The 26,481-nt window shown below is 69.3% G+C and carries 24 protein-coding genes; 17 read left to right on the top strand and 7 right to left on the bottom strand.

Going from position 1 to position 26,481, the window contains the following annotated elements:
* Nucleotides 1-105: 105 nt before the first annotated feature.
* A complete protein-coding gene (locus M4960_RS19695; RefSeq protein ID WP_308222003.1) occupies nt 106-885 on the top strand; it encodes a DUF4190 domain-containing protein in 780 nt (259 codons plus the stop codon).
* Here M4960_RS19695 and M4960_RS08900 read toward each other — a convergent pair.
* Nucleotides 878-2,068, bottom strand: a complete 1,191-nt coding sequence (locus M4960_RS08900) for a class I SAM-dependent methyltransferase (protein ID WP_248704057.1) — start codon at nt 2,066-2,068, stop codon at nt 878-880. The genes M4960_RS19695 and M4960_RS08900 overlap by 8 nt on opposite strands.
* A gap of 160 nt (nt 2,069-2,228) precedes the next feature.
* Here M4960_RS08900 and groES point away from each other — a divergent pair, with 160 nt between their 5' ends.
* Together groES and rarD are read left to right on the top strand one after the other, a co-directional pair.
* On the top strand, nt 2,229-2,525 hold the full coding sequence (gene groES, locus M4960_RS08895; protein WP_110893972.1) for a co-chaperone GroES: 297 nt from the start codon (nt 2,229-2,231) through the stop codon (nt 2,523-2,525).
* A gap of 154 nt (nt 2,526-2,679) precedes the next feature.
* Nucleotides 2,680-3,642, top strand: coding sequence for an EamA family transporter RarD (gene rarD, locus M4960_RS08890; RefSeq protein ID WP_248704056.1), 963 nt, complete (start codon nt 2,680-2,682; stop codon nt 3,640-3,642).
* 106 nt (nt 3,643-3,748) lie between these two features.
* Here rarD and M4960_RS08885 read toward each other — a convergent pair whose 3' ends face one another.
* The 3 genes from M4960_RS08885 to guaB form a co-directional block, all read right to left on the bottom strand.
* On the bottom strand, nt 3,749-5,080 hold the full coding sequence (locus M4960_RS08885; RefSeq protein ID WP_248704055.1) for an ABC transporter substrate-binding protein: 1,332 nt from the start codon (nt 5,078-5,080) through the stop codon (nt 3,749-3,751).
* 191 nt (nt 5,081-5,271) lie between these two features.
* The gene (locus M4960_RS08880; RefSeq protein WP_123293171.1) at nt 5,272-5,655 is read right to left on the bottom strand and encodes a VOC family protein; all 384 of its coding nucleotides are present in this window, start codon (nt 5,653-5,655) and stop codon (nt 5,272-5,274) included.
* 74 nt (nt 5,656-5,729) lie between these two features.
* Nucleotides 5,730-7,232, bottom strand: a complete 1,503-nt coding sequence (gene guaB / locus M4960_RS08875) for an IMP dehydrogenase (protein ID WP_123293173.1) — start codon at nt 7,230-7,232, stop codon at nt 5,730-5,732.
* A 242-nt stretch (nt 7,233-7,474) separates the two neighbouring features.
* Between guaB and M4960_RS08870 the strand changes: the two genes are divergently transcribed.
* The 7 genes from M4960_RS08870 (at nt 7,475) to M4960_RS08840 (ending at nt 15,132) form a co-directional block, all read left to right on the top strand.
* Nucleotides 7,475-8,869 (top strand): branched-chain amino acid ABC transporter permease, encoded by a 1,395-nt coding sequence (locus M4960_RS08870; RefSeq protein ID WP_235035783.1) that lies wholly within the window; start codon nt 7,475-7,477, stop codon nt 8,867-8,869.
* A 12-nt stretch (nt 8,870-8,881) separates the two neighbouring features.
* Complete coding sequence (locus M4960_RS08865; RefSeq protein ID WP_123293176.1) at nt 8,882-9,868, top strand: branched-chain amino acid ABC transporter permease; 987 nt, start codon at nt 8,882-8,884, stop codon at nt 9,866-9,868.
* Complete coding sequence (locus M4960_RS08860) at nt 9,861-10,763, top strand: ABC transporter ATP-binding protein (RefSeq protein WP_123293178.1); 903 nt, start codon at nt 9,861-9,863, stop codon at nt 10,761-10,763. The genes M4960_RS08865 and M4960_RS08860 overlap by 8 nt, the downstream gene beginning before the upstream one ends.
* A complete protein-coding gene (locus M4960_RS08855) occupies nt 10,760-11,578 on the top strand; it encodes an ABC transporter ATP-binding protein (protein WP_123293180.1) in 819 nt (272 codons plus the stop codon). The genes M4960_RS08860 and M4960_RS08855 overlap by 4 nt, the downstream gene beginning before the upstream one ends.
* Nucleotides 11,579-11,767: 189 nt before the next feature.
* Complete coding sequence (locus M4960_RS08850) at nt 11,768-11,959, top strand: hypothetical protein (protein WP_173168917.1); 192 nt, start codon at nt 11,768-11,770, stop codon at nt 11,957-11,959.
* Nucleotides 11,960-12,061: 102 nt separating this feature from the next.
* A complete protein-coding gene (locus tag M4960_RS08845) occupies nt 12,062-13,180 on the top strand; it encodes a GuaB3 family IMP dehydrogenase-related protein (RefSeq protein ID WP_123339491.1) in 1,119 nt (372 codons plus the stop codon).
* Nucleotides 13,181-13,245: 65 nt separating this feature from the next.
* A complete protein-coding gene (locus M4960_RS08840; protein WP_131921083.1) occupies nt 13,246-15,132 on the top strand; it encodes a glycerol-3-phosphate dehydrogenase/oxidase in 1,887 nt (628 codons plus the stop codon).
* Between the two features lie 59 nt (nt 15,133-15,191).
* On the opposite strand, the gene M4960_RS08835 is transcribed toward M4960_RS08840, so the two are convergent.
* Nucleotides 15,192-15,692, bottom strand: a complete 501-nt coding sequence (locus M4960_RS08835) for a hypothetical protein (protein WP_248704054.1) — start codon at nt 15,690-15,692, stop codon at nt 15,192-15,194.
* A 75-nt stretch (nt 15,693-15,767) separates the two neighbouring features.
* On the opposite strand from M4960_RS08835, the gene M4960_RS08830 reads away from it, so the two are divergent.
* Genes M4960_RS08830 through guaA form a run of 5 tightly spaced genes read left to right on the top strand, consistent with a single transcriptional unit; the run spans nt 15,768 to nt 20,572 of the window.
* The gene (locus M4960_RS08830; protein ID WP_071260110.1) at nt 15,768-16,298 is read left to right on the top strand and encodes a cation:proton antiporter regulatory subunit; all 531 of its coding nucleotides are present in this window, start codon (nt 15,768-15,770) and stop codon (nt 16,296-16,298) included.
* Between the two features lie 3 nt (nt 16,299-16,301).
* Nucleotides 16,302-17,753 carry a cation:proton antiporter gene (locus M4960_RS08825; protein ID WP_132099123.1) on the top strand — a complete coding sequence of 484 codons (1,452 nt, stop codon included), beginning with the start codon at nt 16,302-16,304 and terminating at the stop codon, nt 17,751-17,753.
* Nucleotides 17,754-17,758: 5 nt separating this feature from the next.
* Nucleotides 17,759-18,538 carry an SURF1 family cytochrome oxidase biogenesis protein gene (locus M4960_RS08820; protein WP_123671443.1) on the top strand — a complete coding sequence of 260 codons (780 nt, stop codon included), beginning with the start codon at nt 17,759-17,761 and terminating at the stop codon, nt 18,536-18,538.
* 10 nt (nt 18,539-18,548) lie between these two features.
* Nucleotides 18,549-18,995 carry a DUF3817 domain-containing protein gene (locus M4960_RS08815; RefSeq protein WP_111083416.1) on the top strand — a complete coding sequence of 149 codons (447 nt, stop codon included), beginning with the start codon at nt 18,549-18,551 and terminating at the stop codon, nt 18,993-18,995.
* Nucleotides 18,992-20,572 (top strand): glutamine-hydrolyzing GMP synthase, encoded by a 1,581-nt coding sequence (gene guaA, locus M4960_RS08810; protein ID WP_111083415.1) that lies wholly within the window; start codon nt 18,992-18,994, stop codon nt 20,570-20,572. Before M4960_RS08815 ends, guaA begins: the two co-directional genes overlap by 4 nt.
* Before the next feature lie 294 nt (nt 20,573-20,866).
* On the opposite strand, the gene M4960_RS08805 is transcribed toward guaA, so the two are convergent.
* Together M4960_RS08805 and M4960_RS08800 are read right to left on the bottom strand one after the other, a co-directional pair.
* Nucleotides 20,867-21,739 carry a Bax inhibitor-1/YccA family protein gene (locus tag M4960_RS08805; protein WP_123936937.1) on the bottom strand — a complete coding sequence of 291 codons (873 nt, stop codon included), beginning with the start codon at nt 21,737-21,739 and terminating at the stop codon, nt 20,867-20,869.
* 36 nt (nt 21,740-21,775) lie between these two features.
* A complete protein-coding gene (locus M4960_RS08800) occupies nt 21,776-22,765 on the bottom strand; it encodes a DUF817 domain-containing protein (RefSeq protein WP_248704053.1) in 990 nt (329 codons plus the stop codon).
* 106 nt (nt 22,766-22,871) lie between these two features.
* Between M4960_RS08800 and M4960_RS08795 the strand changes: the two genes are divergently transcribed.
* Nucleotides 22,872-23,882, top strand: coding sequence for a glycerophosphodiester phosphodiesterase family protein (locus M4960_RS08795; RefSeq protein ID WP_123293190.1), 1,011 nt, complete (start codon nt 22,872-22,874; stop codon nt 23,880-23,882).
* 12 nt (nt 23,883-23,894) lie between these two features.
* Entirely contained in the window at nt 23,895-26,339 is a 2,445-nt protein-coding gene (locus M4960_RS08790) for an ATP-dependent helicase (protein ID WP_123936935.1), read from the top strand.
* Nucleotides 26,340-26,481 lie beyond the last annotated feature (142 nt).

The raw sequence follows: 26,481 nt of genomic DNA, 5'->3' as shown, positions 1-26,481 counted from the left end.
CACCGACCCGGTCTGAACCGTCCGGGCCCCGACCGGTCGGCCCTCGGGTGCCTGTGGGAGGATTCACGTGGCGTCGGAGAGACCGGGCGCCGAGAGGGGTGGACGGTGTCCGATCAGAACGAGTGGCCGAAGCCGGGCGAGACGACGCCGGGCGGCACGACCGGCGGGCAGCCCGAGGGGACGCCCGCTCCGGATGCACCGCAGGCCCCCGACGCACCCCAGGCCCCGTCGGCTCCCGAGCAGCCGCAGCAGTCCAACCCGTACGGGCAGCAGCAGCCGTCGAACCCGTACGCCGCACCGCAGCAGCCGAACCCGTACGGCCAGCCGCAGCAGCCGAACCCGTACGGCCAGCCGCAGCCGTCGAACCCGTACGCGGCTCCGCAGCAGCCGCAGCAGCCGCAGAACCCGTACTCGGCACCGCAGGCGCCGCAGGACCCGTACGGCGCCGCCCAGAACACGTACGGTCAGCAGAACCCGTACGTGCAGCAGCAGGGCGGCCAGAACCCCTACGCGCAGCCGCAGCAGCAGCCGTACGCGCCCGCGGGTGCCTACGGTCCGACGGGTTACCAGCCCTACGCGCAGCGCCCGAAGACGAACACCCTGGCGATCCTGTCGATCGTGTTCGGACTCGCCGCCGTCCCGATGTGGTTCATCGCGATCCTGCTCGGCCCCGCCGGCGCGATCCTCGGCCACGTCGCGCTCGGCAAGATCAAGCAGAACGGTGAGGCCGGCCGAGCGCTCGCCCTGACCGGCATCATCGCCGGCTGGGTGATGACCGGCATCTGGCTGATCTGGATCGCCTTCATCATCTTCCTCGGCGTGATCGGCCAGAGCTCGTACTCCACGTACGACTACGACTCGGGAACCGGCGCGTTCCTCAGCTGAGCCGCTCGCACAGGATCGCGCTGTGCCGGCCCTCGAGCCGGGTGAGCACGAGGGTCACACGACCGGTCCCGCGCAGCCGCAGGCGCTTGCGGAACTGCGCCGGGTCGACGTCGACGCCGCGCTTCTTGATCTCGACGGTACCGATGCCGTCGGCGGCGAGCCGCGCTGACAGGCGCTTCACGTCGAGCGGCATGGTGTCGAGCACCCGGAAGCCCTGGGCGAAGGGCGTCGACACGGCACGGTCCGAGGTGACGTAGGCGATCCCGTCGGAGAGCATGTGGCCGTCCAGGGTGCGGGCGAGGTCGCCGATGAGCCGTGCGCGGATGACGGCGCCGTCCGGCTCGTACAGGTAGGCTCCGAGCGGCCCCACCTCGGCGTCGTCCGAGTCTGCCGGGCCGGTCATCTCGGCGATGCCGTGTGCACCGATGACGGTCGCCGCTCGGCGGATGCCCGGTCGTGCGAGGGGTCCGAACCACAGCGCGAGCTCGACGACCTCGCGGTCGACGGACGTCCACTGCGCCTCGGCGGTGTCCGGGATCAGGTCGCGGTCGATCCCCGGCCCGAGCTTCACGCCGGTCGGCGTCGTCGTCGCGGTGGCGAACACGGTGTCCAACGAGGGTGACCAGTCGTCCGGGTCGGCCAGCCGGCGGGTGTCGGAGTGGCCGGAGGTCCGACGTGCGGGGTCCATCCAGATGCCGTCGACGCGCGAGACGTCGAACGAGGCCGCGTCGCCGAGTTCGACCCGGGCGTTCGGCCACACCGCGAGGTTGTGCGTCGCGACCGCCGCGGTGACCTCGTCACGGTCGACCGCCGTGACGTCGAGGTCGAGGGCCGCCATCGCCATCGCGTCGCCGCCGATCCCGCACCCGAGGTCCGCGACCCGGGTCAGCCCGGCCGCGGCGAAGCGCCCGGCGTGCTGGGCGGCGACCTGCAAGCGGGTGGCCTGCTCGAGTCCGGCCTCGGTGAAGAGCATGCGCGCGGCGAAGTCGCCGAACTTGCCACGGGCCTTCTGCCGGAGCTTGGCCTGGGTCAGGACCGCCGCGACGAGCTGCGGGTCGTGGCCCTCGGCACGGAGCCGCGACACCACCCGGACGATCTCGCCGCCGTCCGAGACACCGGGGGTACGGTCGAGCAGGGCCATCCCGTCGGGGGTCAGCAGTGCGGCGAGTTCGGCGGCTTCCATGTCCCGATCCTCCCAGGTGCTGGATGTTCCCCTGATGTGCTGGCACTCGGATTGACCGAGTGCCAGTGTCCCCCTAGAGTTGGCGTTGGCACTCTCCTGTGCGTAGTGCCAACCCGGTTTTCATCTGTACCGAGTCCGTACCGAGAAAGAAGAGGTCACCGTGGCCGTCAGCATCAAGCCGCTCGAGGATCGCATCGTCATCCGCCAGGTCGAGGCGGAGCAGACCACTGCATCCGGTCTGGTCATCCCCGACACCGCGAAGGAGAAGCCCCAGGAGGGCGAGGTCGTCGCCGTGGGCCCCGGTCGCATCGACGACAACGGCAACCGCGTCCCGCTGGACGTCGCCGTGGGTGACAAGGTCATCTACTCCAAGTACGGCGGAACCGAGGTCAAGTACTCGGGCGAGGACCTGCTGGTCCTGTCGGCCCGCGACGTCCTCGCGGTCGTCGTCAACTGAGTCCAGTACTCCACGCGAACGCCCCGTTCGGCCTGTCGGCCGGCGGGGCGTTCGTGCGTCTGCGGGCTTCCGGCGGATCCGTCGCGTGCACGTGCTCCGACCGGGAGGCCCGTGGCACGCCCGGCCCGTCGGCGGCCGTTCCTAGGATGGTTCCGTGAGTGAACCGAGTCCCGCGCGACCCGTCCGCAGCGAGGCATCCGTCGGCGTGGTGCAGGCGATCGTCGCGTACGGGCTCTGGGGACTCATGCCCCTGCTCTTCGCGGCGATGGCCCCGGCCGGCGCGTTCGAGATCGTCGCCTGGCGCATCGTCTTCGGGCTGGTGTTCTGCGCGGTCGCGATCGCCGTCACCCGCTCGTGGCTCCGGACCCGCACCCTGATGGCGCAGCGCCGGGTGATGGCCGTGATGGGGCTCGCCGCGGTCCTCATCCTGGTGAACTGGACCGTGTACGTCCTGGCGACCACGACCGGCCACACCGTCGAGGCCGCGCTCGGGTACTTCATCAACCCCCTCGTGACGATCGCGCTCGGCGTCGTCGTGCTCCGCGAACGCCTGCGGCCGGCGCAGTGGGCCGCGGTCGGCATCAGCGTCGTGGCGGTCGTCGTGATCGCCGTCGGCTACGGGCAGGTGCCGTGGATCTCGCTCGTGCTGGCGTGCTCGTTCGGCCTGTACGGCCTGGTGAAGAAGCGGGTCGGCGGCACGGTCGACGCGCTGAGTGGTCTGACGATCGAGACCGTGTGGCTGCTGCCGATCGCGGTCGTGGCGCTGGTCGTGCTCGGCGCGACGGGGCTCGGCGGCGGCGTGACGTTCACGAGCGAGGGCTGGGTGCACGTCCTCGTGACGGTGCTCACCGGTCCGGCGACGGCGGTACCGCTCCTGCTGTTCGCCTCGTCGGCGCGGCGGGTGAGCCTGTCGACCCTCGGGCTGACGCAGTACCTCGCGCCCGTGATGCAGTTGCTCGTCGGTGTCGTGGTGCAGCACGAGGCGATGCCGCCCGCGCGCTGGTTCGGCTTCGGCATCGTGTGGTTGGCGCTCGTGGTGCTGACGGCGGACTCGTTCGTCGCCGCGCGGGCGTCCCGTCGCCGAGCGCTCGCACCTGCTCCGGCCGAGCCTGCCTGACGGACGCACCCCGGGCCTCCCGTCCGCCCGTCCCACACGCGAAAGCGACAGTTCCCTGCCGATGATCCGCAGGGAACTGTCGCTTTCGTGAGGTGGAGCCGGTGCCCTACTTCTTGACCGCGCCCTGGATGGCGCTCTGGTAGACGGGCTTGTTGTCGCCGTCGAACTTGTAGATGCCGATGTAGGCGCTCGACGGGTCGTTGTTGTCGTCGAACGGACCGATGCCGGACGGGCCGGTGTAGTGGATGTCCTTGCCGTCGTCGAGGAGCGCGACGCACTCCTTGTACGTGGCGCACTCGGTGCCGCCGTCCGCTCCGGAGACCGCGGCCATGTTGGCCTGGATCGTGCCCGAGTCGGTGCCCTTGCCCTTCACCGCGGCGAGGGCGGCGAGGACGGTGGCGTCGTAGGACTCCGCCGCGTACGAGTAGTCGGCGAGCGTCTTGTTCGACGAGTCCTTGTAGAAGGCGGACAGCTGCTTCTTGAAGTCGTCCTTCGGCGAGGCACCGGGGATGGTGCCCTGGGCGCCGGTCAGGGTGCCCTTGTCGAAGTCCTTCGAGTAGTCGGCCGTGTTGCCGTCGGACATGTAGATCTTCGCCGTGTTCCCCTGCGAAACGAGCTCCGGGATGATCGACTTCGTCTCGTCGAAGGCCAGGACGACGATCGCGTCCGGCTTGGCTGCGAGTGCGGCCGTCACCTCGGACGAGAACGTGGTCTGACCGGGCGGGAACTCCTGGCCCTCGCCCTTGCCGCCGTAGACGACCTGGCCACCAGAGGCCTCGACCGCGGACTGCACCGAGTTGCGGAGGCCCGTGCCGTAGGTGTCGTTGAAGACGAGGAACGCGACCTTGGCGTTGCCGTCACCGGTCACGAGCTGACCGAGTGCCGAACCCTGCACGGAGTCCGGCGGAGCGGTCCGGTAGTAGTACGACGAGTAGCCGGACAGGTCGCTCGCGGTGTTCGCGGGTGAGATCTCGACGATGCAGTTGCTGGTGAGCTGGTCGATGACGTTGAGCGTGACCGACGAGGACTCGGCGCCGATCGCGACCGGGACCTTCGCGTTCACGAGCTTCGTCGCCGCCGAGCTCGACACGGTCATGTCGTTGCTGTCGCCCGAGTCCGTCGCCGGGTCGATGGTGACGTCCTTGTCGAGGACGCCGCCCGCGGCGTTGATGTCCTTCACCGCGAGGCCGACACCGGACTCGGCCGGCGGGTTCAGGTACGCCAGCGAACCGGTGAGCGGCAGGATCGTGCCGATCTTCAGCGCATCGGTGCTGGGGGTGTCGGGGGCCTTGCAACTGGCGGCGGGGTCCTTCTTCGCACCGCTCGACGCCGAGCTGGACGGGGAGTCGCCGCTGCTGGTGGTGGAACACGCGGCGAGCAGGACGGCTGCTGCGCCTGCCAACGCCAGTGCCGTGGTGGCACGGGTGGTTCTGATCATCCGTGGAGCCCTTTCTCTGCGCGGAGGCCGTGCCGCTTCGGGTCGAACGCGGCGCCTCCACTGGATGTCGAGAAACGTAGGGTCCCGGTGTTTCGCCCGTGTGACGGGGCGGTACGGAAAGTGTTTCGTTACCGAGCCGTGATCGTTTCTGTGCGGAGGATCAGGGATCGGCGAGCCGCGCAGCCCGCGCGTCAGCCGTCGAGTTCAGCCACGGAACGCAGCACGCAGAACTCGTTGCCCTCCGGATCGGCGAACACGACCCACCCACCGTCGTCGTGTCGGAGGTCCGCGAGTTCGGTCGCACCGATGCCCCGCAGCCGCTCGACCTCGGCATCGCGCGTGCGGTCGGTGGGACGCAGGTCGAAGTGGATCCGGTTCTTCACGGACTTCGCCTCGGGCACCTGGATGAACAGCACCTGGTGCGAGCCGTCGGGAGCGGTGATCATGCACTCCTCGTGCCCGGGGCCGTTCGGGTCGTCGGCGATGTCGACGTAGCCGAGGACCTGCTTCCACCACTCCGACAGAGCGAAGGCGTCACGGCAGTCGATCGTGGTGTGGGAGACGGCGCTGACCATGCCGTGACACTACTGCCGGCGGACGACGAACGCCCCGCTCCGGTGGGGAGCGGGGCGTTCGGGGTGCAGTCGGCTCAGCTGCGGTAGTTCGGTGCCTCGACGACCATCTGGACGTCGTGCGGGTGCGACTCCTTGAGCCCGGCAGCCGTGATGCGGACGAACTTGCCGCGGGCCTTGAGCTCCGGGATCGTGCGGCCGCCGACGTAGAACATCGACTGCCGGAGTCCACCGGTGAGCTGGTACACGACGTTGCCGACCGAGCCGCGGTAGGGCACCTGGCCCTCGATGCCCTCGGGGATCAGCTTGTCGTCGTTGGGGACGTCCGCCTGGAAGTAGCGGTCCTTCGAGTACGAGGTCTTCTTGCCGCGGGTCTGCAGTGCGCCCAGGGAGCCCATCCCGCGGTACGCCTTGAACTGCTTGCCGCCCACGAAGACCAGGTCGCCGGGGGACTCGTCCGTGCCGGCCAGCAGCGAACCGAGCATGACGGTGTCGGCGCCGGCCACCAGGGCCTTGGCGATGTCGCCCGAGTACTGCAGGCCACCGTCGGCGATGATCGGCACGCCGGCCTCGCGCGCAGCGAGGGACGCCTCGTACACGGCGGTGACCTGCGGGACGCCGACGCCAGCGACGACGCGGGTGGTGCAGATCGAGCCGGGTCCGACGCCCACCTTGACGGCGTCGACACCGGCGTCGATGAGCGCCTGCGCACCGGCACGCGTCGCGACGTTGCCGCCGATGACGTCGATGTCCGCGAAGGACGGGTCGGCCTTGAGGCGGCGCACCATGTCGAGCACGCCTTCGCTCTCGCCGTTGGCGGTGTCGACCACGAGCACGTCGACGCCCGCGTCACGCAGGGCCTCGGCACGCTGCCAGGCGTCGCCGAAGAAGCCGATCGCGGCACCGACGCGCAGTCGGCCCTCGTCGTCCTTGGTGGCGTCCGGGTACTGCTCGCTCTTGTCGAAGTCCTTGACGGTGATGAGGCCGCGGAGCTTGCCCTCGGCGTCCACCAGCGGGAGCTTCTCGATCTTGTGCTGCGCGAAGATCGCGATGGCTTCTTCGGGGTCGATGCCCTCCATCGCGGTGATCAGCGGCGCCTTGGTCATGACGTCGCGCACGAAGGTGGTCGACTGCTCGAACGTCGCCACGAACCGCATGTCGCGGTTGGTGATGATGCCGACGAGGGTGCCGTCCGCTTCGACCACGGGCAGGCCGGAGACCCGGAACTGTCCGCAGATCGCGTCGACCTCGGCCACGGTGGCGTCCGGGGTGGTGGTCACCGGGTTGGTGATCATGCCCGACTCGGAGCGCTTGACCTTGTCGACGTAGGCCGCCTGGTCCTCGATGGAGAGGTTGCGGTGGAGGATCCCGATGCCACCCTGCCGCGCCATGGCGATGGCCATGCGGGCTTCGGTGACGGTGTCCATCGCTGCGGAGAGCAGCGGGACGTTGACGGAGATCCGCCTGGTGAGCCGGGACGCGGTGGACGCCTCGCTCGGGATGACGTCGGTGTGCCCCGGCAGGAGCATGACGTCGTCGTACGTGAGTCCGATGAATCCGAACGGATCCGGCTGGTCCATGGGTCCCCTTCGTGGGCGAGTGAAGTGGTCGAGACACCGAGAACGCAACGGCGGGTTCCGGATAGGACATGGTAACGCGCGTGGGCCGTCCCGCTATTCCGCGTTCCGCCTGGGAGAACGGATCGCGGCTCTCCTCCACACAGGTCACGGTTGCGCGACGACTCACAGCGGGAACGAGTTGGAAACACGGGTGTCACACAATCCCCATAGCGTCACTCGACATCCGAACGAGAGGCTCTTCCGTGGGATCCATCACTCCTCCGGGACGGGCGCAGCCGCGCCTGTTCCGCCTCCGCCAGGCCCGGCGACGACCGGTCCTGGCGGCCGTGCTCGTCGCCGCGTTCCTGGCGACCTTCCTGATCGACTGGGCGGTCACCCTGCCGGCCTTCAGTGCCACGTCGGCACCGGCGACCAGCCAGGCCTGCACCGTCAGCCCGACGAACGGGTGCATCCAGGGCACGATCACCGACTCCGAGCGGGAACCGGCCGACGACGTCGACGTCGACGTCGCCGGGCCCGGCGGCTTCGCCGAGACCGCCACCACGAACGCCGACGGCCGCTGGTCGGTCAGCGTCGACGAGGCCGGCGAGTACACCGTGAGCGTCGACCAGGACACCCTGCCGAAGGGCCAGTACCTGACGAACGCGGCGGACGCGGAACGCAAGGTCCAGGCGACCCTGAACGCCAACGTCGGGCAGATCTTCCAGCTGTCCGACCAGAAGGGCGCCACCACCACGACGGACTCGTCGAGCGTCAGCCCGCAGCGGGCCTGGCAGCAGTTCGCCTCGGGGATCCGCCTCGGCCTGCTCATCGCGCTGGCGTCGATCGGCCTCTCGCTCATCTACGGCACGACGGGGCTGTCGAGCTTCTCGCACGGCGAGCAGGTCACCCTCGGCGGACTGCTTGCCTACGTGTTCGCGAACCAGCTCGGCTGGAACATCTGGGTGACCGGCATCGTCGTCACGCTGCTGTGCGCGGCGACCGGGTACCTGCAGGACGCCGGGATCTGGCGGCCACTGCGGCGCAAGCGGATCAGCCTCACGCAGCTCATGATCGTGACGATCGGTCTGTCGATCGCCGCCCAGTACGCGTTCCAGTACTTCTTCGGCGCCGCGACCGTCCGCATCCAGCAGGGCAACCCCGAGACCGTCCGGTTCGCCGGGGTCACGCTCACGGTGCAGTCCTACGTGGCGATGGGCATCGCGCTGGTCGTCCTGATCGCCACCGGCCTGTTCCTGGCGAAGACCCGCTTCGGCCGGGCCACCCGCGCGGTGTCGGACAACCCGGCGCTCGCCGCGGCATCCGGCATCGACGTCGACCGGGTCATCCGGTTCGTGTGGACGCTCGCCGCCGGTCTCGCCGGCCTGTCCGGCGTGATGCTCGGCCTGGTGCTGAACGGCGTGAACTGGCAGACCGGCCTGCAGCTGCTCCTGCTCATGTTCGCCTCGGTGACCCTCGGTGGTCTCGGGACGGCCTACGGCGCGCTGGTGGGGTCGATGATCATCGGCGTCGTCGTCGAGCTCACGAACCTCGTGCTCCCCGGTGACTTCAAGTACGCCACCGCCCTCGTCATCCTCATCCTCATCCTGCTGTTCCGGCCGCAGGGCATCTTCGGCCGCGCCGAGCGGGTCGGCTAAGGGAGCACGCGCATGGACTACATCCTCAACCTGCTGTCCTCGCTCACCCAGGAGGCTCTCGCCCCGACCACGGCGGCGTTCGCCCTGGCGGCCATCGGACTGAACGTGCACTTCGGCCTGACCGGGCTCGTGAACATGGGCCAGGCGGCGTTCCTGCTGCTCGGCGCCTACGGCTTCGCGATCTCGATCACGAACGGGCTGCCGTTCGTGATGGCCGTGCTCATCGCCCTGCTCGTCGCCATCGTGTTCGCGATCATCCTCGGCGTCCCGACGTTGCGGCTCCGCGGCGACTACCTGGCGATCGTGACGATCTCGGGTGCCGAGATCATCCGCATGGTCGGCCGCTCCAGCCTGCTGACCACGACGACGGGTGGCTCCAACGGCATCACCGGGTCGAGCTACCGCGACCCGTTCACCGCCCTGAGCCCGCTGCCGGACGGCACCACGACCATCCTCTGGTTCACCTACGCGAACAACGGCGTCAACGGCTGGTGGATCCGCATCGCCGCCTGGGCCCTCGTCGCGCTGTTCACCTTCGTGCTCTTCCTGCTCATGCGCAGCCCCTGGGGCCGTGTCCTGAAGGCGATCCGCGAGGACGAGGACGCCGTCCGCTCCCTCGGTAAGAACGTGTACTCGTACAAGATGCAGGCACTCGTCTTCGGTGGTGCGCTCGGAGCGCTGGCGGGGATCATCTACGTCCTGCCGAGTTCGGTGCAACCGGACGCCATGGGCCGCTCGATGACGTTCTTCATCTGGACGGCGCTCATCCTCGGCGGTGCCGCGACGGTGTTCGGTCCGGTGCTCGGCGCAGTGCTGTTCTTCGTCGTCCGGCTCTTCATCCGCACCCTGGCCGGCGACTTCATCCCCGACTCGATCATGAACGCCCAGCAGGCCGAGCAGTTCTCGTACGTGCTCGTCGGCGTCGCGCTCATGCTCCTGATCGTGTTCCGCCCACAGGGCCTGCTCGGCAACAAGAAGGAGCTGACGTTCAGTGTCTGAGACCTACGGCTACACGAAGGCCGACCCGATCCTCACGGTCGACGGCGTCACCCGGCACTTCGGCGGCATGACCGCCGTGGACGTCGACCACCTCGAGGTCCAGCGCGGCTCCATCACCGCCCTGATCGGCCCGAACGGCGCCGGCAAGACGACCTTCTTCAACCTGCTGACCGGCTTCGACAAGCCCAGCCCCGGTGCCAGGACGCAGTTCAACGGCGCCACGCTGCAGAAGACCAGCGCGACCCACATCGCCAACCGCGGCATGGTCCGTACCTTCCAGCTGACGAAGGCGTTGTCGCGGCTCACCGTGATGCAGAACATGCTGCTCGGCGCCCGCGACCAGCCCGGCGAGAACTTCTTCGCCGCGCTGATCAAGCCGGTGTGGGCGAAGCGCGAGCGGGAGATCACCGCGAAAGCCGAGGACCTCCTCGCCCGCTTCAAGCTCGACGACAAGGCGGACGACTACGCCGGTTCGCTGTCGGGCGGCCAGCGGAAGCTCCTCGAGATGGCCAGGGCACTGATGTCCGACCCGACGATGATCATGCTCGACGAGCCGATGGCGGGCGTGAACCCCGCGCTGACGCAGTCGCTGCTCGGCCACATCCAGTCCCTGCGCGACGACGGCATGACCGTGCTGTTCGTCGAGCACGACATGCACATGGTCCGGCACATCTCGGACTGGGTGGTCGTGATGGCCGAGGGCAAGGTCGTCGCCGAGGGGCCGGCGGACACCGTGATGGACGACCAGGCGGTCATCGACGCGTACCTGGGTGCGCACCACGACACCGACCTGGGTGACGACTCGCTCCTCACCGAGGAGACCTTCGAGGAACTGGCGGAGGAAGTCGCGGAAGAAGACGCGGCGGACGCAGCAGCAGAGGAGAAGACCCGATGACGGACGCAGTCGACCCCACGAACGCGAGCAGCGCCTCCAGTCCGGAAGCGCCGAAGGCGAGCACCGCCACGCTGGAACGCGAGCCGGTGCTGAGCGCGAAGAACCTCGTCGCCGGCTACCTGCCGGGGGTGAACATCCTGAACGGCTGCGACCTGGACTGCTACCCCGGCGAGCTGATCGGGATCATCGGGCCGAACGGCGCGGGCAAGTCCACGCTGCTCAAGGCCCTGTTCGGTCTCGTGTCGATCCGCGAGGGGTCGGTCACGCTGCAGGGTGAGGACATCACGAACCTCAAGGCGAACAAGCTCGTGCAGGCCGGCGTCGGCTTCGTCCCGCAGACGAACAACGTGTTCCCGTCGCTGTCCATCGAGGAGAACCTGCAGATGGGGCTGTACCTGCGGCCCCGCAAGTTCGCCGAGCGCCTCGAGGTCATCTACGACCTGTTCCCGGTGCTCGCGCAGCGCCGCGGCCAGCGGGCGGGGTCCCTGTCCGGCGGCGAGCGGCAGTCGGTCGCCATGGCACGTGCGCTGATGATGGACCCGAAGGTGCTGCTGCTCGACGAGCCGAGTGCCGGGCTGTCCCCGGTGCGGCAGGACGAGACGTTCTTGCGGACCCGCCGGATCAACAAGGCCGGTGTGTCGATCGTCATGGTGGAGCAGAACGCGCGACGCTGTCTGCAGATCTGCGATCGTGGGTACGTGCTCGACCAGGGGAGGAACGCGTACTCGGGCACGGGGAAGGAACTCGCGGACGACCCGAAGGTCATCGAGCTGTACCTCGGGACGCTCGCCAAGGACGTCGACGCGGGGCGCTAGCGCACTGTGTCGACTGCGGGTACCGCTGTGGGGGTGGTATCCGCGACGGGTGGGGCCGTGCGTGGTCGCTTCGCGCCGCACGGCCCCGCTCCTGCATGCGGTTGTCTGTTGGCCCACCCCGGTGCGTGGCCGGCTCCGGTTCTGACGGGAGGCCCGCCCCGCGTCCGCCGGGTCGGTATCGTTCCGCAGGTGCAGAGACTGTCGGCGGGCGCGATGGACGCCCTGGTGTGGGTGGTCTTCGTCGCGCTGTTCGTCGGTGCGGCGCTGCTCGTGAAGGTGGCGGCTGCGCTCCTGGTCGTGCTCGTGGTGCTCGCGCTCCTGCTCGGCTTCGTGTTGCGGGTGCTCCGCAAGCGACGCCGGACCCCGCGCCGCCCCCGCTGACCGCACCATGCGCGGCGCCCCTCGCACGGTGCGAGGCCGCCAGCCGCGGTCCGCACCGTCTGGTCCGTGCACGCCCCCGGACCTGCCCGGTAGGCTTGCCGGGTGAGCGAAGTCGAGATCGGTGCAGGCAAGCGCGGACGTCGGGCGTACGCGTTCGACGACATCGCGGTGGTCCCCTCCAGGCGCACGCGTGACCCGCGCGACGTCAGCGTGCAGTGGTCGATCGACGCGTTCACCTTCGCGTCGCCGATCCTCTCCGCGCCGATGGACTCCGTGTCCTCGCCGGCCACGGTCATCCAGATGGGCAAGCTCGGCATCCTGGGCGTCCTCGACCTCGAGGGGCTGTGGACCCGCTACGAGGACCCGACGCCCTACTACGACGAGATCAAGTCGCTCACCGACGGCAACGTCACCAAGCGCATGCAGGAGATCTACTCCGAGCCGATCAAGCCGGAGCTGATCACCGCGCGCCTGGCCGAGATCCGTGCCGCCGGGGTGCCGGTCGCCGGCTCGCTCAGCCCGCAGCGCACGCAGGAGTTCTCGAAGACGGTCGTCGACGCCGGTGTCGACCTGTTCGTCATCCGCGGCACGACGGTCTCGGCCGAGCACGTGTCGCAGAACGAAGAGCCCCTCAACCTCAAGAAGTTCATCTACGAGCTCGACGTCCCGGTGATCGTGGGCGGTGCCTCGACGTACACGTCGGCGCTGCACCTCATGCGCACCGGTGCCGCCGGTGTCCTCGTGGGCTTCGGCGGCGGTGCTGCGTCCACCACGCGGGCCGCGCTGGGCATCCACGCGCCGATGGCCACCGCGGTCGCCGACGTCGCGGGTGCGCGTCGTGACTACCTCGACGAGTCGGGTGGCCGCTACGTGCACGTCATCGCCGACGGCGGTCTCGACACCGCCGGCGACATCGTCAAGGCGATCGCGGTCGGTGCGGACGCCGTCATGCTCGGTACCGCGCTCGCCCGTGCCACCGAGGCACCGGGTGGCGGCTTCCACTGGGGTGCCGAGGCGCACCACCCGGAGCTGCCCCGTGGCCGCCGGGTCGAGGTGGGCACGATCGCCCCGCTCGAGAACGTGCTGAACGGCCCGACCCCGACGTTCGACGGCCGCGCCAACCTCGTCGGTGCGCTGCGCCGCTCGATGGCGACGACCGGATACTCCGACGTCAAGGAGTTCCAGCGAGTAGAAGTGGTCGTGGCGCCGTACCACCAGTGATCCTGGTGGCACCCGCGCACCGACGCGGGTGACGCTTCGGCGCCGACCGTGACCCGGAGGCGACGATGGCGAAGTCCAGCACCACGAAGCAGACCAGTTCGGCCGGACGTCCTGGCGACGTCGTGCCGGGGGCGGGATTCGACCCCGCGGCCAAGCTCGGCCCCGACGAACGCGCGGCGGCGATCGAGACCCTCAAGACGAAGGAACTCGACGTCCTGGTCGTGGGCGGCGGCATCGTCGGTGCGGGCAGTGCGCTCGACGCCGTCACCCGTGGCCTGACCGTCGGCATCGTCGAGGCTCGTGACTGGGGTTCCGGCACGTCGAGCCGTTCGTCGAAGCTCGTGCACGGTGGCATCCGCTACCTGGAGCAGTTGAACTTCGGGCTCGTGCGCGAGGCCCTCATCGAACGCGGTCTGCTGCTGCAGCGGATCGCCCCGCACCTGGTGAAGCCGGTGCGCTTCCTGTACCCGCTCAACCACCGCGTGTGGGAGCGGTTCTACATCGGCATCGGCATGGCGATGTACGACGCCTTCAGTTGGTCCGGCGGTCGTCCGCCCGGGGTCCCGCACCACCGGCACCTCAGCCGCACGCAGGTGCTCCGTTCGATGCCGTCGCTCAAGAAGGACGCCTTCGTCGGCGGCATGACCTACTACGACGCCCAGGTCGACGACGCCCGCTACGTCGCTTCGCTCGTCCGCACGGCGGCGTCCTACGGTGCGCACGCCGCGAGCCGGATCCGGATCGAGGGCTTCATCAAGGTGGGGGAGCGCGTGGTCGGCGCCCAGGCCCACGACATCCAGACCGGCGAACGGTTCGAGATCCGCGCGAAGCAGGTCGTGAACGCCACGGGCGTCTGGACCGACGACACCCAGGCGATGATCGGCACCCGCGGGCAGTTCAAGGTGCGGGCGTCGAAGGGCGTGCACCTGGTCATCCCGCGCGACCGGTTCCAGTCGAACATGGGCATGATCCTGCGCACCGAGAAGAGCGTGCTGTTCGTGATCCCGTGGGGCCGGCACTGGCTGGTCGGCACGACCGACACCGACTGGTACCTCGACAAGGCGCACCCGGCGGCGACCGCGGCCGACATCGACTACATCCTCGAGCACGTCAACAAGGTGCTCCGCGTCCCGCTCACCCGTGAGGACGTCGAGGGCGTCTACGCCGGCCTCCGTCCCCTGCTGGCGGGGGAGTCCGACCAGACCTCGAAGCTCAGCCGCGAACACGTGGTGGCGCACACGGTGCCCGGGCTCGTGGTGGTCGCCGGCGGCAAGTGGACCACCTACCGGGTGATGGGCAAGGACGCCATCGACGAGGCCGTCGCCGCGATGGACGGCAAGATCCCGGCGTCGACGACCGAGGACATCCCACTGCTCGGGGCCGAGGGGTACCCGGCCGCGTGGAACCGTCGCGCACGGACCGCCCGCAGCTTCAACGTGCACAAGGTCCGCATCGAGCACCTGCTGAACCGCTACGGCACCCTGGCCACCGAGGTGCTGCAGCTCGTCGAGCACGACCCTGCCCTGGCCGAGCCGCTGCCGGGAGCCGACGACTACATCGGTGCCGAGGTCGTCTACGCCGCCTCGCACGAGGGGGCCCTGCACCTGGAGGACGTCCTCGCCCGCCGCACCCGCATCTCGATCGAGGCCTGGGACCGTGGTGAGTCGGCGGCCCCGGTCGCCGCGAAGCTCATGGCCGACGTGCTCGGCTGGGATCAGGAGACCACCGAGCACGAGGTGTCGAACTACCTGAAGCGCGTGGCCGCGGAACGCGAGTCGCAGCTGCAGCCCGACGACGAGAGTGCCGACCGCGTGCGGCTGGAAGCGCCGGACATCGCGTTCGGTTTCGACGAGGACGACGTCGTCGTGGGCGGCGGCCGCAGCAGCGGCGCCGAGGGCGCGAAGGCGTCCGACGAGCAGGTGGTGGGGGAGAAGACGAGCGAGCCGGAGTAGCGACCGCGCGTTGCGGACGCGGCCACGGGCTTCCGGACGGGAGGCCCGTGGTGCGTCCGTCAGGCGGCCAGCGTCCCCGACACGGCGCGGCCACGGCGTCGCTCGCCGACGACGAGCACGACCGGGATCGCGAGCAGCGCGACGAGGCTGGTGACGTAGAGGACACCGGCCCAGATGGTGTGGTCCTCGCCGCCGATGCCGTAGCCGTCGGCCACGTCCATCCCGAGCTTGAAACCGGAACCGAACACCTGGACGGCGCCGGCGGCCACGATGGCCAGCAGCCAGGCGGCGGCGACGTGTGCCGTCGTCCTCCGGACCAGCGTCACGATCAGGACCGTGACCGCCAACGCGATGCCGACCGCCGCGATCACGAGCACGGCCACGACGTCGGTCCGCACCCGGTACCCCTGCGCGTCGAGGTGGCCGTAGATCGCACCGAGCGACTGCCCCGGCACCGCGCCGAGCGGATCGAGCACGAGCGCGTTGAGCGCCAGCAACCCCGCGTACAGCGTGACGACCAGCGTCCCGACGACCCCGACGACGATCCGAGTTCTCCCCATCCACAGAACAGTAGCGACCGGAATGCGCGGGGCCGTGCGGTGGTTAGCATGGGCGTACTCGAAAAGGGAGCCATCATGGTCGACGTCCATCGCGTCAAACTCCCCGGAGTCGGCGTGCTGCACAGCTTCTACACCGACGACGGTGGCAAGTGCGGTGTCATCACGCACCGGTCGGGTCACTCCGACCTCATCTCGTTCGCCGACGTCTCCGACGGCGCGGACAAGTCCGAGAAGGTCTCGCTGCGTCTCAGCGAGGACGAGGCGCACACCCTCGCCGAACTCCTGGGCGGCACCCGGATCACCGAGGGCCTCGACAAGCTCGACGAGATCCCCGGGCTGTCCATCGACTGGTTCTCGGTCGACTACGACGACGCGATCGCCGGCAAGCCGCTCGGTGACCTGCACGACTCCGGCTTCATCGGCCTGACCGTCGTGGCCGTCGTCCGTGGCGACAGCGCCAACCCGGCACCCTCGCCGGACTTCGTCGTCTTCCCCGGTGACACCATCGTCGTCGCCGGTTCCCCCGAGAAGGTCGCCAAGGCCTTCTCCTTCTACCGCAGCGGAGAGCTTGCGGCCGCATCGGCCGAGGCCCCGCGGAAGAGCTAGCGCATGCACCTGGGCGGTGAACTGCTCACCATCGGGGTGCTGTTCGTCATCGCCTACGTGCTCGGGCGGCTCGGCAAGACCATCGGTCTGCCGGCGATCCCGATCTACATGATCGTCGGGCTCATCGCGAGCCCGCACACGCCGTGGATCGGCCTGAACGTCGAGTCGCACACGATCGAGCTCATCGCGACCTTCGGGCTCATCCTGCTGCTGTTCAACCTCGGGTTGGAGTTCGACCAAGAGGAGTTCTACGGCAACGCCGGCAAACTCCTGGTGTCCGGCGGCACCTACGTCGTCATCAACATGGGCGTCGGGTTCGCGTTCGGGTTCTCGCTCGGCTGGGGCACCCGTGAAGCCCTGATCATCGCCGGCATGACGGCCACCTCGTCGAGCGCGATCGTGACGAAGCTCCTCATCGAGCTGCGACGACTCGCGAACGACGAGACCCCGATGATCCTGGGCGTCACGGTCATCGAGGACGTCTTCATCGCCGTCTACCTGGCGATCGTCTCCGTCGTGCTGTCCGGCGACACCAACGCCTGGGCCGTCGTCGGCAAGCTCGCGCTCGCGTTCGGCTTCCTCATCGTGATGTTCACGCTCGCCCGGTTCGCCGGCAAGTGGGTGTCGAAGATCTTCGCGACGCGTGACGACGAACTCTTCACGGTGCTGTTCTTCGGGCTCGCCGTGATGTTCGGTGGCATCGGCGACCTGCTCGGCGTGACCGACGCCATCGGCGCGTTCGTCATCGGGCTGCTCTGCGGCGCCACCCGGTACCGCGACCGCATCGAACAGCTCGCCCTGCCGATGCGTGACGTCTTCGCCGCGTTCTTCTTCGTGAACTTCGGCCTCGGCCTCGACCTGTCGACCTTCGGCGAGGTGCTCTGGCCGGTCCTCGGTGCGATCGGCATGACGGTCGTGCTCAACGCGGTCGCCGGGCAGATCGTCGCGCGCATGAACGGCTTCAACGTCCAACAGGGGATCAACACCGCCGTCATCCTGGTGAACCGTGGCGAGTTCGCGCTGATCCTCGCGACGCTCTCGGCTGCCGCCGGACTGGAGGCCCGGATCACCGCGTTCGCGGGCCTCTACGTCCTCGTCATGGCGATCCTCGGGCCGCTGCTCGCGGTGAACTCGGAGCGGATCGGCCGCCTCGTGGTGCGCCCCGCCCGCCTCGCCCGCCTGCGCGGACGACTCGGTGGTCGCCGTGCGGTCGCTGCGGCTGCCGCCGCCGAGGCGGCAGAGGCCGAGGAAGCCGAAGCAGCGTCCGCCGCCGCGGTCCGCCGTGCCGAGCGGGACCGCCAGTTCGCGGAGGAGTTCGCGCTCGTGGAGGCCGCTGGCAGGGACGAGCAGGAGAATGGGTCACCGGAGGCGACCGACGAACCCGTCACGTCGCCCGTCGAGATCCCCACCGAGCGCCCCGAGCGTCCGGTCCGACAGCGCGATCCGGAGTACTGATACAGATGTGGGCCGTTGCCCGACGACCGAGGTGGATCGCGCTGCTGTTGCTGGCGCTCGTGCTCGCGGCGGTGTTCGCCGGGCTGGGCAAGTGGCAGCTCGAGCGGAGCATCGCCAACGGCAAGCCGCTGCCGGCGACCACCGAGACCCGCAAGACGCTCGAGGCGGTCACCGCCCCGGAAGAACCCGCGAGCGAGACCATCGCCGGCCAGAAGGTCACCGTCACCGGCACGTTCGTCGCCGGCGACACCACGATCCTGACCGGCCGCACCGGGGGTGGGACGTACCAGACCGTCGGACACTTGGTGGACTCGGATGGTGGGGCGAGCCTCCCGGTCGTCATCGGGTGGTCCGACCAACGGTCGGCCGCCGTCGCCGGTGGTGACCGCCTGACGGACGGGCAGACGCTCACGGTGCAGGGCCGGTACTACCCCGCCGAGTCGCCCGACCAGGACACCTACAAGCAGGCTGAGTACTCCGCCGTGGCACCCGCGCGCTTCGTGAACACGTGGAAGGCGTTCGACGACCGGATGTACCTCGGGTACGTCGTCGCCGACGGTGCCACCGCGCAGGCCGCCGACCTCGGCACCATCGCCGACCGGGCGCCGTCGCGCGAGGTCCAGTTCGACTGGCTGAACCTGTTCTACGCGATCGAGTGGGTCGTCTTCGCCGGCTTCGCGGTGTTCCTCTGGTACCGGTTCGTGAAGGACGCCTGGGAGCGCGAGGAAGAGGAGCGGCGTGAGGCTGCCCTCAGCGTCGACGGGGCCCTCGCGGACCGACGGTAGGCTGGTCGTCATGGCCTTGACCGTCCGAACCCGCGACATCCCGAAGATCCCGGGTGCGGTGAAGTGGTACCGCGTCTCCGCGTACATCACCGGTGTGCTGCTGCTGGCCCTCGTGATCGAGGTCATCATCAAGTACACGCCGCTCCAGCTCGAGATGCAGCTCGGCAACGGCCCGTTCTTCGTGCCGAACGGCACGGCCGGTGAAGCACCCGGCACGTTCAACCTGTCGATCGCGATCCTCATCGCGCACGGCTGGCTGTACGTCCTCTACCTCTTCACGGACTTCCGTCTGTGGAGCATCATGCGCTGGAAGCCCTCCCGCTTCCTGCTCATCGCCCTCGGTGGCATCATCCCGTTCATGTCCTTCGTGGTCGAACACCGCATGCAGCAGAAGGCCATGGACACCTACCACGAGCTGATCGCTGCCCAGCAGCGTGAGAAGGAGGCCGCTCGGTGAGCGAGACCGAACAGCGTCCCGTCCTCGTCGTCGACTTCGGGGCCCAGTACGCGCAGCTCATCGCGCGTCGGGTCCGTGAAGCGAACGTCTACAGCGAGATCGTCCCGCACTCCATCACGGCGGAGGAGATCCGCGCGAAGGACCCCGCAGCCATCGTGCTGTCCGGTGGTCCGTCGTCCGTGTACGAAGAAGGTGCACCGTCCCTCGACGGCGACATCCTCGACCTCGGCGTCCCCGTGCTCGGCATCTGCTACGGCTTCCAGGCCATGGCGACCGCCCTCGGAGGCGAGGTCGCGAACACCGGCCTGCGCGAGTACGGCGCGACGTCCGTCGACGTCAGCGGCACCGACAGCGTCCTGCTCGGCGGGCAGCCGGGGTCCCAGGTCACGTGGATGTCGCACGGCGACTCCGTGGCGAAGGCCCCCGAGGGCTTCGAGGTCCTCGCGTCGAGCGCGTCGACCCCCGTCGCGGCGTTCGCGTCCGACGAGCGCAAGCTCTACGGCGTGCAGTGGCACCCCGAGGTGAAGCACTCCGAGCACGGCCAGGCCGTCCTTGAGAACTTCCTGCACCGCGCCGCCGGTCTGCCCGGCGACTGGAACTCGAGCAACGTCATCGACGAGCAGGTCGCCCGGATCCAGGCCCAGGTCGGGTCGAACCGTGTGATCGCCGGCCTGTCCGGCGGTGTCGACTCCGCCGTCGCCGCAGCCATCGTCCACAAGGCCGTCGGTGATCAGCTCACCTGCGTCTTCGTCGACCACGGGCTCCTCCGCGCCGACGAGCGCAAGCAGGTGGAAGAGGACTACGTCGCCTCCACGGGTGTCCGGCTCATCACGATCGACGCCGAGCAGCAGTTCCTCGACGCCCTCGCCGGCGTGAGCGACCCCGAGCAGAAGCGCAAGATCATCGGGCGCGAGTTCATCCGCACGTTCGAGGCCGCGGCCGAGGCGCTCGTGCTCGAGGCGCGTGGGGACGGTGACGACGGCGAGGTCAAGTTCCTCGTGCAGGGCACCCTCTACCCCGACGTCGTCGAGTCCGGCGGCGGAGCGGGCACCGCGAACATCAAGTCGCACCACAACGTGGGCGGCCTGCCCGAGGACATGACCTTCGAGCTCGTCGAGCCGCTCCGTGCGCTCTTCAAGGACGAGGTCCGTGCCGTCGGTCGCGAGCTCGGTCTTCCCGAGGTCATCGTCGGCCGCCAGCCGTTCCCCGGACCGGGGCTCGGCATCCGCATCGTGGGTTCGGTCGACAAGCAGCGGCTCGAGCTGCTCCGCGCCGCCGACAAGATCGCGCGCGAGGAACTCTCCGCAGCGGGCCTCGACGGGGAGATCTGGCAGTGCCCGGTCGTCCTGCTCGCCGACGTCCGCTCCGTGGGCGTCCAGGGTGACGGTCGCACGTACGGGCACCCGATCGTGCTCCGTCCGGTCTCGTCGGAAGACGCCATGACCGCGGACTGGACGCGCCTGCCGTACGACGTGCTCGCGAAGATCTCGAACCGCATCACGAACGAGGTGCCCGACGTCAACCGGGTCGTGCTCGACGTCACGTCGAAGCCGCCGGGGACGATCGAGTGGGAGTGACGCTCCCCTGAACGACCGGAGGCCCGGCACGCCCTGCGTGCCGGGCCTCCGCGCGTCCGGGGCGGCGTGCGCGTGCGTCGGGCGTCGGGCGTCCCCGAGGTTCCGAAATCTCGGCATCTCGAGCCTCCCCCGGGGCGCCAGTGGAACCTCGGCGTCGGACTGGCGGCATGTCGTGGAACCTCAGCGCCGCAGGGACGGCGAGTCGTCACGGCCCCACAGCCCCACGCCCCCACAGCGCCCCGGGAACGACGAAGGGCCCCGGCAGCGCCGGGGCCCTTCGTGGACGCGGTGGTGCTAGTTGCGCGCGCTGCTCGCGACGATGGCGAGGATGCGCAGGATCTCGAGGTACAGCCACACGAGCGTCACGATGAGGCCGAACGCCGCGGTCCACGCGTAGATCTTCGGAGCGCCGCGCTGGACGCCCGTCTTGATCTGGTCGAAGTCGAGGATCAGCGAGTACGCCGCCATGACCACGACGAAGATGCCGATGAGGACGCCGAGCGGGATACCGAAGATCGTCGTCCCCATGAGCCCGAAGGCCGTGCTGGTGACGCCGGTCCACATCAGGACGAGGTTCACCAGCGAGAACGCCATGTACCCGACCATTGCGATCAGGAAGAAGCGGGTGGCCTTCGGGGTCGCACGGACCTTGCCCGACAGGAACAGGAGCAGCGTGACGCCGAACACCCCGAGCGTGCCGAAGACCGCCTGCGCGACGATGCCGTCCGCTTGCGGGAACGCGGTCTGGAAATAGTTCGAGATCCCGCCGACGAACAGGCCTTCGAAGAACGCGTACGTCAGCACCAGACCCGGCGACGGCTTCTTCTTGAAGGTGTTCACGAGCGCCAGGACGAACCCGACGACGGCGCCGACGATCCAGACGATCGGGGGCAGGTTCCAACCGGCCACCGCACCGACGAGCAGCACGCCGAAGGCGAGCAGCGTCTTGACGATGGTGTCCTCGTACGACATGCGGTCGGTGTCGACCGTCGATGCCGCCGGGCGGTCGTACATGTACTGCAGCTGCTCGGGGGTCATCCCGCCCTGTGCCTGCTGCGGGGTCTGTCCCCAGCCGGCCTGCTGCTGACCAGCGCCACGCCCGCCCCAGGTGTTGGGTCCCTGGGCGTTGAAGGCGGGGGACTGGTCGAAACCGGGCTTGAAGGCCATGGTGTCCTCTTCCTAGGAGATATGAGTCCTCTCAGCCTAGGTGCGCTCGGTCGCGGAAGGCTGAGGATTCGCGGCGAGCGGACGCGGGCCCGGAGGCCCTGACGACGGCAGCCTATGGGCACCCGCTGCGCGCGCGCCTCGAAGTCGTCGAGAGTCCGCCGTCCAACGCGCCGAGCCGGACGGCAGCGCCGGGTAGAGCCAGGTGACGAGCGCGACCGAGATCGTCATGAGCAGGAACCACGCCACGATCTTCGTCGGGGCCACCGGGTGCCAGACGGCGAGCTGCGCGGGGTAGCTCCAGGCCCCGGCCCAGGTCGCGACGTTCTCGGCGAACCAGATGAACACGGCGACGAGTCCCATGGCGACGAGCACCGGCATGCGCATCGTCGATCGGTGGATCCGGACGTGCATGGTCGTGCGGGCGAAGAGCAGCACGACGAGTGCGAGCAGGACCCAGCGGGCGTCGGGCAGGAAGTGGTGCCCGAAGAAGTTCAGGTACACGCCGGCAGCGACGACGGCGAGCAGCCACTGCCGCGGGTACCGGTCGAACCGCAGGTCGAACAGGCGGTGCACACGGACCATGTACGACCCGACCGCGCCGTACATGAACCCGGAGAACAGCGGGACCCCGGCGATGACGAACAGCCCGCCGGGTTCGTACGACCACGAGCCCATGTGCGTCTTGAAGACCTCCATGGCGGTGCCGACGACGTGGAAGAGCAGGACGACCCGGAGTTCCCGCACGGTCTCGAGCCCGAACACGAGCATGCCGAGCTGCAGCAGCACCGCCACGACGGTCAGCGCGTCGTTCCGGAACGCCGCCGGCACGGTCAGCGAGGCCACGGCCATCGAACCGAGCAGCAGCGCCCCGAACGCGCACGCCCACGCCTGCTTCGCGCCGAACACCAGGAACTCGGTGACGAACAGCCGGACGGGCCGGTGCGGCTGGTGCCCGGCGTCGAGCAGTCGGCGGGCGGCACGGTCGATCCTGGCCTCGACGGCGGTGGAGAGCGATCGGACGGTCATGCAGCGATGGTCAGCGCCGATGCTGAGATGCACGGGCTCCGGCCGGGCGCGTGTGTCCCGCGACACAGGACGGTCCGCCGTCACCCTGGCCCAGTAGGGTCGCGCCATGACCCTCGTGATCGCCCACCGCGGTGCGTCCGGCTACCGCCCCGAGCACTCGCGGAGCGCGTACGAACTCGCCATCGAGCTCGGTGCCGACGCGATCGAGCCGGACCTGGTGCCCACGAAGGACGGCGTGCTCGTGCTCCGCCACGAGAACGAGGTGTCCGGCACCACCGACGTCGCGGACCACCCGGAGTTCCGGCACCTGCGCACGACGAAGACCGTCGACGGCCAGAGCCTGTCCGGCTGGTTCACCGAGGACTTCACCTGGGCCGAGCTGCAGACGCTCCGCACCCGGGAACGTCTGCCCGCCCTGCGGCCCGGGTCGGCCGAGCACGACGGTGAGGAGCCGATCCTGCGCCTCGAGGACCTGCTCGCGATCCTCGACGCCGCGCCTCGTCCGGTCGGGCTGGTCGCCGAGGTCAAGCACGCGGCGTTCTTCGACCGCGCGGGCTTCCCGATGGGCGAACTCGTCGACCGCACGCTCGGTGACGCCGGGTGGCGCCGTGACGAGCGGCTCACGGTCGAGAGCTTCGAGAAGGGCGTGCTCCGCGACCTGCGCGAGCGGCACACGGGTGGTCGGCTGGTGTACCTCCAGGAGGCCCGTGGCAGTGCCGCCGACGAGGTCGCGTCCCACGGATCGCTCGCCCCCACCTACGCCGCGGAGCGTTCCGAGGACGCGCTCGCGTCGTTCGCGACCGAGTTCCACGGCATCAGCGTCGACCTCGGCACGCTGATGGCCGGGGTGGACAGCGTCGCGCTCGAGGACCCGACGCCGGTCCGGAGCGCGATCGTCGACCGTGCGCACGCCGTGGGCCTCGCGGTGTACACGTGGACGCTCCGACCGGAGAACCGGTTCCTGCCCGGGCCGCTGCGCCGCGGTGGCGACGTCGCGGCCTTCGGCGACTGGGAGCGCTGGTACACCTCGGTGATCCGGACCGGCCTCGACGGGGTGTTCGCGGACCACACCGACCTGGCGGTCCTCGCCCGGTCGGCTGTCGGGGGTCCCGCTTAGACTGTCCCGAACATGACGATCGTGCTCGACCCCTTCGAATCGACGCCCGAGCCGGGCGCCGGTGCCCGTGCGTACGAAGACCCGTTCACCGCGGGTCTGAACCCCCAGCAGAAGGAAGCCGTCGAGTACCGCGGCGAGTCCCTGCTGATCGTGGCCGGTGCCGGATCCGGCAAGACGAGCGTCCTCACGCGCCGCATCGCGCTGCTGCTCGCCAACCGTGAAGCCTGGCCGTCGCAGATCCTCGCGATCACCTTCACGAACAAGGCCGCGGCCGAGATGCGTGAGCGCGTCCGGGCCCTGGTGGGTGGCGAGTCCGACGGCATGTGGATCTCGACGTTCCACTCGGCGTGCGTGCGCATCCTCCGGCGCGAGGCCGAGCGCTTCGGGTTCGCGCAGTCGTTCACGATCTACGACTCCGCCGACTCCAAGGCCCTGCTGAAGCGGATCATCAAGGACCTCGAGGCGGACACGCTCGGGCTCACGGTGGGCGCCGCGGCGTCGAAGATCTCGAAGCTCAAGAACGAGCTGCAGGACATCGACTCGTACGCGCGCAACATCAACGTGAACGACCCGCAGGAAGTCATGTTCACCGAGGTCTTCCGTCGGTACACGAACGACCTGCGCCGGGCGAACGCGTTCGACTTCGACGACCTCATCGGCCAGACCGTCTTCCTGTTCCGGGCGTTCCCCGAGGTCGCTGCGCTCTACCAGCGGCGCTTCCGCTTCATCCTGGTCGACGAGTACCAGGACACCAACCACGCGCAGTACTCCCTGATCCGCGAGCTCACGCGTCCGGTGCCGGTCGACCAGGTCGACAAGCTCGAGGACTCCGGCCAGCACGTCGCCCGCATGCGCGAGCGCGACGGGTCGATCGCCGGAGCGTCCCTGACCGTCGTGGGCGACTCGGACCAGTCGATCTACGCGTTCCGCGGGGCCGACATCCGCAACATCGTCGAGTTCGAGCGCGACTTCCCGAACTCCAAGGTGATCCTGCTCGAGCAGAACTACCGCTCGACGCAGACCATCCTCGACGCCGCGAACGCCGTCATCGCGAACAACTTCGACCGTCAGGCGAAGAACCTGTTCACCGACGTCGGCGCGGGCGAGAAGATCGTCGGCTTCACCGGGTACACCGGCCACGACGAGGCCCAGTTCGTCGCCGACGAGATCCAGCGCTTGCGCGAGGACGGCATGGACTACCGCGACATGGCGGTGTTCTACCGGACGAACTCGCAGACCCGTGCGCTCGAGGAGATCTTCATCCGCGCCGCGATCCCGTACCGGGTGCTCGGCGGCACGAAGTTCTACGAGCGCGCCGAGATCAAGGACGCCATGGCGTACCTGATCACCGTGGCGAACCCCGCCGACCCGATGGCGCTCCGTCGTGTGCTCAACGTGCCGAAGCGCGGCATCGGCTCCGTCACCGAGACGACCCTGCAGCGCTACGCCGACGAGCACGAGACCACGATGCGTGATGCCCTGCGGCACGCGGGTGAGCTCGGCTTCGGGCCGAAGGTGCGGAACGCCATCACCGAGTTCGCGGCGCTGCTGGACTCCGTGTCCGAGAAGGCCCCGACGCAGCCGGTCGTCGACACCCTGACCCAGCTGCTCGACGGCTCCCACCTGCTCGAGAACCTGCGGAAGTCGCCCGACGCGCAGGACGCCGCCCGGGCCGACAACATCGACGAGCTCGTGGCGGTGACGCGCGAGTTCCAGAAGAACAACCCCGAGGGCACGCTGACGGACTTCCTGACCGAGGTCTCGTTGGTGGCCGCGGCGGACGAGCTCGACGACTCGTCCGGCACGGTGTCGCTCATGACGCTGCACACGGCCAAGGGGCTGGAGTACGAGGCTGTGTTCCTGACCGGGGTCGAGGAAGACCTGCTGCCGCACCGGATGTCCGCGAACGAACCGGGTGGTCCGTCGGAGGAACGCCGGCTGTTCTACGTCGGCATCACCCGCGCGAAGAAGGTCCTGTTCCTGTCGCTGGCGATGACCCGCGCCCAGTTCGGTGACGTCAACGTCGCCATGCCGTCGCGCTTCCTGCAGGAGATCCCCGAGGGGCTCATCGAGTGGAAGCAGTCGCCGGGCATGGCGAACAGCCGTGGTGGCACGCAGCCCCGGGCGCTCAACGCGAAGCGCGAGGGCGGCATCGGCGGCGGCGGTGGCGGTGGTTACCGCGGCGGTGGCGGCTGGGGCGGAGGCTCGTACGACCGCGCGGCCGCTGCGTCGAAGACCCGCCCGAAGACCGAGTGGGCGAACCGGGTGTCCGGCCAGGTCCGCGACAACGGCGACATGGAACTCGTCGCCGGCGACCGGATCAAGCACGTCGACTTCGGCGAGGGCACCGTCTCGGCGGTGACCGGACAGGGCGCGAAGCGCATCGCCGAGATCGCGTTCGACTCCGCGGGCCGCAAGAAGCTGCTCATCAAGATCGCGCCGATCGAGAAGCTCTAGCCAGATCCGGCTGAACGTCCGTACACCCCGCCGGTTCCCCGGCGGGGTGCGTTCGTCGTGCGCACGAGGACGTCGCGCCACGCCCGAGACCTGGGAGTCCACCCCTGTTCGGGTGACACCGAAATCCAGGTGAGGTTAGCCT

The organism is Curtobacterium sp. MWU13-2055, assembly GCF_023242305.1.
Taxonomy (GTDB): Bacteria; Actinomycetota; Actinomycetes; order Actinomycetales; family Microbacteriaceae; genus Curtobacterium.
This window is presented reverse-complemented; position numbering and strand designations above follow the sequence as displayed.

Bases quoted from the DNA above. Each gene is read 5' to 3' on its own strand.
- M4960_RS08805 (WP_123936937.1), bottom strand. From the start codon at position 21,739: ATGGCCTTCAAGCCCGGTTTCGACCAGTCCCCCGCCTTCAACGCCCAG.
- M4960_RS08900 (WP_248704057.1), bottom strand. From the start codon at position 2,068: ATGGAAGCCGCCGAACTCGCCGCACTGCTGACCCCCGACGGGATGGCC.
- M4960_RS08825 (WP_132099123.1), top strand. From the start codon at position 16,302: ATGCACCTGGGCGGTGAACTGCTCACCATCGGGGTGCTGTTCGTCATC.
- M4960_RS08840 (WP_131921083.1), top strand. From the start codon at position 13,246: ATGGCGAAGTCCAGCACCACGAAGCAGACCAGTTCGGCCGGACGTCCT.
- M4960_RS08830 (WP_071260110.1), top strand. From the start codon at position 15,768: ATGGTCGACGTCCATCGCGTCAAACTCCCCGGAGTCGGCGTGCTGCAC.
- guaB (WP_123293173.1), bottom strand. From the start codon at position 7,232: ATGGACCAGCCGGATCCGTTCGGATTCATCGGACTCACGTACGACGAC.
- M4960_RS08815 (WP_111083416.1), top strand. From the start codon at position 18,549: ATGGCCTTGACCGTCCGAACCCGCGACATCCCGAAGATCCCGGGTGCG.
- M4960_RS08880 (WP_123293171.1), bottom strand. From the start codon at position 5,655: ATGGTCAGCGCCGTCTCCCACACCACGATCGACTGCCGTGACGCCTTC.
- M4960_RS08790 (WP_123936935.1), top strand. From the start codon at position 23,895: ATGACGATCGTGCTCGACCCCTTCGAATCGACGCCCGAGCCGGGCGCC.
- M4960_RS08800 (WP_248704053.1), bottom strand. From the start codon at position 22,765: ATGACCGTCCGATCGCTCTCCACCGCCGTCGAGGCCAGGATCGACCGT.
- M4960_RS08885 (WP_248704055.1), bottom strand. From the start codon at position 5,080: ATGATCAGAACCACCCGTGCCACCACGGCACTGGCGTTGGCAGGCGCA.
- M4960_RS08795 (WP_123293190.1), top strand. From the start codon at position 22,872: ATGACCCTCGTGATCGCCCACCGCGGTGCGTCCGGCTACCGCCCCGAG.
- M4960_RS08820 (WP_123671443.1), top strand. From the start codon at position 17,759: ATGTGGGCCGTTGCCCGACGACCGAGGTGGATCGCGCTGCTGTTGCTG.
- M4960_RS08855 (WP_123293180.1), top strand. From the start codon at position 10,760: ATGACGGACGCAGTCGACCCCACGAACGCGAGCAGCGCCTCCAGTCCG.
- M4960_RS08835 (WP_248704054.1), bottom strand. From the start codon at position 15,692: ATGGGGAGAACTCGGATCGTCGTCGGGGTCGTCGGGACGCTGGTCGTC.
- M4960_RS08865 (WP_123293176.1), top strand. From the start codon at position 8,882: ATGGACTACATCCTCAACCTGCTGTCCTCGCTCACCCAGGAGGCTCTC.